We start from the raw sequence: 6074 nt of genomic DNA on the forward strand, positions 1-6074 counted from the left end.
CATAATCGTGAAAGCTTAGTAACGGCGATGACGACTGCGTTTATTCCCAAGCATCGATACCCCTAAGATAATCAACCCGATTGCGATGATTGGTCCGAGCAACCAAGATAATTTACCGATCAATGCAATGATACCGATGATCAGTACGATCCATCCCAGCGTTGTGTTACCACGCTTCACTCCGTAGTACCCAAGTGCAATCATCAGAATCGGAATCAAATATCCCATCATGTATCCTAGCAAAGGTGTTAACTTTCCGAAGAGGATGAGTGCGCCTAGCGCAATCAGTACAATCGCCCAGCCGTTTCCTTTATTCCATCTCATTATGTTTTCCACCGCCCTTTCCGAGTGCGTTTGTTTCTTGTTTAACCTTATGTCCTTATTCTAGGGGAAATTGAGTCTTTTCAAAACAGACTGTGGACGGTTTTTCATCCTAGACTCAGGTCGGGGATCGTATTCGACCTTTGGCTATCTTTATATCAGACCTTGATCTGACAAGGTTCGCCCAAGCCTCCTTATCCCCTTATTACCCGCATTAGAGCCCCGTATGACCTTCCAGCTACAGATACGGATGCAGATACAGTCCTTACCCCTAAGTTACGTTTATGATGAGTTCGCGTTTCTACATACTAGCCTTAGAAGTGGAGCATCCAACGCAACCCTCGTTATATATTACTTTTTTATCCAAATAATCTAAATTTAGATTGTTTTAATTGTAAGCGTTTACTAGAATAGGGATATGACTACCCTTTATGTCAGGAGATGACCTGTGCGATCCTTAACTTATTTACATAAAATGATAGTGTATGGCATTCTGCTGAGCACGCTACCCATTCTTTTAATCGGAATTGCTGCTTTTCTCTATTCTTCCCATCAGATGGAGTCACATCGTATTCAAACGAATCAGCAGCTACTTTCACAAATGCAAGCAAACGTAGAGCACAAACTGGCCACGGTCAGTTATATGTTGGATCGTGCGACTCGTTCTCCACTGACTATACAATCTCTATCTTCACCTCATCTAAGCCCGAAGACAGCTATTGCGAACAAATTGCAATCCGAGTTTCAACATATGAGATCATGGGAACCATTAATGGACATTACACTGGTTAACCAAACTCAGGATTGGCTTATCGATCATGCAGGACTTTATCTTAATACGGATTTCCCACTGTCCCTCCCTATGAAAGACTTACTGTCGAATACGCTCACATCAGGTTGGCAACTTGTCCCCTCCTCTGTCTTTAACAACCAAGAACGGATGAAGAGTTCTGGCTGTAATTATCATATTGCACTAGCAAGGTCGATCCAAACGATAAATGATTCAACTAACTCGGCTCTTATTGCTGGAATACCTGCGTGTTCACTACAGACTCCCTCTGAGGCAAAAGATACGAATTCATCCGCTTCAGGACTGATCATTGTCAACCGTGAACAACGTATTATTGCACATCCAGACCCTAGTTATATGGGTAAACCTTTAGCTGCGACTGGCTTAATCAATAGCGACTCTGGGGTAAGCCTGAGTGAACAGCTCTCTCCCACCTCGCTTCCAGCAAGCACTTCCTACGGTGAGCTGCGCACCTCAAATCAACACTATTCTATGGTATACTCCCAATCCCCATTAAAAGGATGGAGCTATATTCTCATTACGCCGATGAATATCCTGAATCGTGAGTACATCCAAGTCGCATTACACACGATGTATATCAGTATTGGAATGTTACTTCTATCTCTACTGCTTTCCTGGCTAGGTTCAAAGCGAATGCATACTCCCATTCGTAAACTTCTATCCCAAGTCGGCATTAAAGAGCAAGTAGCAGCAAGAGCTACAAGTTCACTGCAAGCGGAATCCGAGATCTCCATGGATGAGTTCGAACAAATTAGAGCGGGTGTCTCTCAATTATCTGCATCCCGTTCTCAGCTTGAGAACAAGTTGAATCATTATGTGATGCAGACACGCAACCATTTCTTAATGAATATATTTCTGGGAAAATATCCACCCACTAAACTACAACACATCTTGAATGAACAAGGATATGTCTCACAGCTCAAACATTGGCAACATATTGCCGTCATAACGATACAAACAGATCTTGTGAATCATGCAAAATATAGCTCTCAAGACCGGGAACTTCTCCTGTTCGCTATTCAAAACATGCTAGAGGAGACCATCTTGCCCGAGTTGCAACTGCTTCCGATCATAATCGAGCAGACCGTTGTAACGGTCATTGGAACCTATGAATCTGACCCAGATGAGTTTACGAAGCAGCTATACGCCCAAACAGAGCAACTGCAACGACGAGTTCAGGATCTGCTCAGTTTACAAATAAGCATTGGAATCAGTCAGTCCTATCCTTCCCTATTGGAAGTGCACCAAGCCTACATTGAGGCTATTGAGGCCCTCCAGCATCGTCTCAAATTAGGGACAGGCGTTATTATTCCATATGAAACCGTTAAGACCCACATTTCGCATTGGTCGATGGCTTACCCGGAGTCATTCGAGTACGAGTTACTTCAGGCTATTCAATCCGTGGATGACACTGAAGCTATTTCTATGCTCCATCAGCTGCTTGAGTATGTATTTAATATGGAATCGACACCAGAAGAGTATCAGTTGATGCTAATGAGATTGCTCACACGTATTCTGTTAATGATGCAGGAAGTCGGCGTACCTCTAGGGCAGATTACAATTGGACAGAGCAGTATGTTCAAAGAACTCTTTACTCTCCAGTCTGCGGCTGAAGTTGAACAATGGTTTACCCAACGTATTATCATGCCAATTATAACTATTCTTAAAGAAAGACAGTATGCGCAATACCATCACATTTCTGAGAAAATGATTGCTCTCATCCAACAGCGCTATGATACAGATCTTACATTAGAGGAGTGCGCTGCCCTTCTCCACTATAATGCCAATTATCTAAGTGGTGTATTTCGCAAGGAAACAGGCTCTTCCTTCAGTGAATACCTAACCAAGCATCGATTTACGATAGCTAAGAAGTGGTTAGAAGAGACCAATCTCACGGTTAAGGATATTGCAGCCAGACTTCGGTACAACAACCCGCAGAACTTTATCCGTTCCTTTCGCAAGTGGGAGGGTATCACACCTGGACAATATCGGGAACGTAAACGTCAAGCTGGCTATGTACAGGAAAATCGTTCATTTGGGGAATAAGATTGCCCAGGCGCCAAACTCATTACACCGCGCGCCAGGAGATACACATGGTGAGGCTATCTGCTGAACTATCTCATCACAATAACTGTATACTGCTCTATTCGTAAATGGAGACTGGAAATGACGGAAAGGGTCGGAAATGAATGCAAAAAAGGAGCAGATGTTCTGCTCCCTTTTCGTTTATACAACACTCATGAATATTACGGAATTGAAATTCTTTAATAACAAGCATTGTTGTTATGAGATCTTTATTTTATTTGTTTGTGAGAACCTTCATGTTTGGCTGTTCCAACTGAATCAGGATTTTACCAAACCGTCCTCCTCTTAAAAATGTCACTGTTCCATTATCATATGTCTTCCTAATGTATTGCTCAGCTAGAATAAGTGATTGTTCGTCTATTGGTAGAGCATACGTATTCAGCCATTCAGGTAGCTTCTGTACAACTTCTTCCACAGACAGTTCAACGGTATTCACTTCCTTGGTGATTAGTGTTGTATAGGAGTAACCCTTCAGATAGAGCAACTGTTGAATGAATCCCATATCACTTGGTTTAAATAGTGGCTCCACTTGAAGCACTTTTCTTAGTTCATCAATCAGTGTATGTTCCCGTTGTCCAGCCATTGTACTGATATACACATACTTACGGGCAGAACTAATGGCCTGCTCAATCGTTTCCCAATCGGACATTGCTGGACACATTGAGGCAAAGGCAACATCGTACTTTTTCCTCCATCCCCTCTGCTCAATAGATATTTCTTCAAAACGCTCGCATACGATTTCAATCTTAGATGCCAAAGCTGCTGGAATTGTCTCCTTCATCAAGGAAACGAGTAGCTCAGAAGGTTCGACCGCTGTTACGGTTGCGCCCTTCTCTGCGAACGGAATCGTGAAAATACCAGAAGCAGCCCCGATATCTAAAACGGACATTCCTTCAAAGTCTACGCCTTGATTCTCAATCCAACCCATAATGCGCTCAGAACGCGCCTTCCCCTCTGTTGTAAAGGATTGCTGATGATACTCTCTAGCCCATCTTTCAAAAGCTTCTGCTGTATTAAAAGGGGCACTTTGCTTTTTATATTTGGGACTCCTCGGTCTATTCTTCCAAGCCTCTTCCCATACAGAAAGATCGAATAACCCTTGAGCAATATCTATTTCATTGCTTGGCGTTACTTCTGTCATCTCTACACACTCCATTTCTTCCATTCGAATTTTTGGTTTTATTGGTTCAATTCAATTGATTCAACTCATGCTGTTGTATAGTAAATATAAAGGAGTTACTATATCTATAATTAGTTCAGATATATATATCAACGATAACTCCTTTACATCAATCATTTTCGTAGGAATATGTAGGGCATCATAAAGTAGATTAAAGACTTTATATATCTATAATATATTTGATTTTGAATTACGTCAATATGTAATACAAAAGAAATCAATGAGCGTGAACAGCTTCAATTACATGCTCATTGAACATTAGAGTATTTTCTATTCACAAAAATAACCCTATGAATTGCAAGAGCAATCCATAGGGTTATACGTTATACCGGCGAGAGGACTCGAACCTCCACGGTTTCCCACTCGATTTTGAGTCGAGCGCGTCTGCCATTCCGCCACGCCGGCACATATTTTTTTTTGCATATTGAGAAAATAACTGGAGGCGCCACCCAGATTCGAACTGGGGATAAAGCTTTTGCAGAGCTGTGCCTTACCACTTGGCTATGGCGCCATATTCATTTGGAGCGGAAGACGGGAATCGAACCCGCGACCCTCGCCTTGGCAAGGCGATGCTCTACCGCTGAGCCACTTCCGCATAATGGCTGGGGATATAGGATTTGAACCTATGCATGACGGAGTCAAAGTCCGTTGCCTTACCGCTTGGCTAATCCCCATAGACAAAACAAAGGGGCGATCGAGGGGAATTGAACCCCCGAATGCCGGATCCACAAACCGGTGCGTTAACCACTTCGCCACGATCGCCATATATACTATACTTTGAAAATTTAATTGGCAGGGGCAGCAGGAATTGAACCCACACCAACGGTTTTGGAGACCGTTGTTCTACCTTTAAACTATGCCCCTAAAAACTGGTGGAGGATGATGGATTCGAACCACCGAACCCGTACGGGAGCAGATTTACAGTCTGATGCGTTTGGCCACTTCGCTAATCCTCCATAAGTGGTGCCGGCGAGAGGACTTGAACCCCCAACCTACTGATTACAAGTCAGTTGCTCTACCAGTTGAGCTACACCGGCGTATTAAGTTATAAATGGTGGCTCGGGACGGAATCGAACCGCCGACACGAGGATTTTCAGTCCTCTGCTCTACCGACTGAGCTACCGAGCCATAATAAAGTTCAAACTTAAATGTTACACTTTACCTTGGGCGTCGGTGCCTTATATCAGATCTAGTGAACAGTTTCCTCATGTGGTAAATATGGCGGAACCGACGGGATTCGAACCCGCGATCTCCTGCGTGACAGGCAGGCATGTTAGGCCAACTACACCACGGTTCCAGATCACTTTCTCGTAAGAAAGTATAATTGCGGGGGCAGGATTTGAACCTGCGGCCTTCGGGTTATGAGCCCGACGAGCTACCGGGCTGCTCCACCCCGCGTCGTTATAAAAGATATATGGTGGAGGCTGAGGGGATCGAACCCCCGACCCTCTGCTTGTAAGGCAGATGCTCTCCCAGCTGAGCTAAGCCTCCGAATAACACATTTATGATCTTAACATAAAACTGCTATTAAAATCAACTTCTTTTTGAAGAAAAGAATGACCCGTAGGGGATTCGAACCCCTGTTACCTCCGTGAAAGGGAGGTGTCTTAACCCCTTGACCAACGGGCCTTGCTTAAAAATTATCTGGCGGAGAGAGAGGGATTCGAACCCTCGAGA

General features: G+C 43.7%; 3 protein-coding genes and 13 tRNA genes. 1 reads left to right on the top strand and 15 read right to left on the bottom strand.

The annotated features are described in order from the left end of the window. Positions 1 to 15: 15 nt before the first annotated feature. Positions 16 to 324 carry a LiaF transmembrane domain-containing protein gene (locus MH215_RS24110; RefSeq protein WP_056698194.1) on the bottom strand — a complete coding sequence of 103 codons (309 nt, stop codon included), beginning with the start codon at positions 322 to 324 and terminating at the stop codon, positions 16 to 18. A 445-nt stretch (positions 325 to 769) separates the two neighbouring features. On the opposite strand from MH215_RS24110, the gene MH215_RS29285 reads away from it, so the two are divergent. Then, the gene (locus tag MH215_RS29285) at positions 770 to 3178 is read left to right on the top strand and encodes a helix-turn-helix domain-containing protein (RefSeq protein WP_239293661.1); all 2409 of its coding nucleotides are present in this window, start codon (positions 770 to 772) and stop codon (positions 3176 to 3178) included. 253 nt (positions 3179 to 3431) lie between these two features. Here the strand turns inward: MH215_RS29285 and MH215_RS24120 are convergent, their stop codons facing one another. The 14 genes from MH215_RS24120 to MH215_RS24185 form a co-directional block, all read right to left on the bottom strand. Continuing rightward, the gene (locus MH215_RS24120) at positions 3432 to 4358 is read right to left on the bottom strand and encodes a class I SAM-dependent methyltransferase (protein WP_239293662.1); all 927 of its coding nucleotides are present in this window, start codon (positions 4356 to 4358) and stop codon (positions 3432 to 3434) included. A gap of 365 nt (positions 4359 to 4723) precedes the next feature. Further along, positions 4724 to 4802, bottom strand: a tRNA-Leu gene (locus MH215_RS24125). Between the two features lie 32 nt (positions 4803 to 4834). After that, positions 4835 to 4908: transfer RNA gene (locus MH215_RS24130), tRNA-Cys, on the bottom strand. Between the two features lie 9 nt (positions 4909 to 4917). Then, positions 4918 to 4992 (bottom strand) — tRNA-Gly (locus MH215_RS24135). Positions 4993 to 4996: 4 nt separating this feature from the next. Further along, positions 4997 to 5071: transfer RNA gene (locus tag MH215_RS24140), tRNA-Gln, on the bottom strand. A 15-nt stretch (positions 5072 to 5086) separates the two neighbouring features. Then, a tRNA-His gene (locus MH215_RS24145) sits at positions 5087 to 5159 on the bottom strand. 28 nt (positions 5160 to 5187) lie between these two features. After that, a tRNA-Trp gene (locus MH215_RS24150) sits at positions 5188 to 5261 on the bottom strand. A 6-nt stretch (positions 5262 to 5267) separates the two neighbouring features. Continuing rightward, positions 5268 to 5353: transfer RNA gene (locus MH215_RS24155), tRNA-Tyr, on the bottom strand. Positions 5354 to 5358: 5 nt separating this feature from the next. Beyond that, positions 5359 to 5434 (bottom strand) — tRNA-Thr (locus MH215_RS24160). A 15-nt stretch (positions 5435 to 5449) separates the two neighbouring features. Continuing rightward, positions 5450 to 5525 (bottom strand) — tRNA-Phe (locus tag MH215_RS24165). A 91-nt stretch (positions 5526 to 5616) separates the two neighbouring features. Next, positions 5617 to 5694: transfer RNA gene (locus MH215_RS24170), tRNA-Asp, on the bottom strand. A gap of 27 nt (positions 5695 to 5721) precedes the next feature. Beyond that, positions 5722 to 5795 (bottom strand) — tRNA-Met (locus MH215_RS24175). A gap of 17 nt (positions 5796 to 5812) precedes the next feature. Continuing rightward, a tRNA-Val gene (locus tag MH215_RS24180) sits at positions 5813 to 5888 on the bottom strand. Between the two features lie 66 nt (positions 5889 to 5954). Next, positions 5955 to 6026: transfer RNA gene (locus MH215_RS24185), tRNA-Glu, on the bottom strand. Positions 6027 to 6074: the final 48 nt, after the last annotated feature.

The sequence above is a fragment of the Paenibacillus sp. ACRSA genome (genome assembly GCF_022346845.1).
GTDB lineage: Bacteria > Bacillota > Bacilli > Paenibacillales > Paenibacillaceae > Paenibacillus.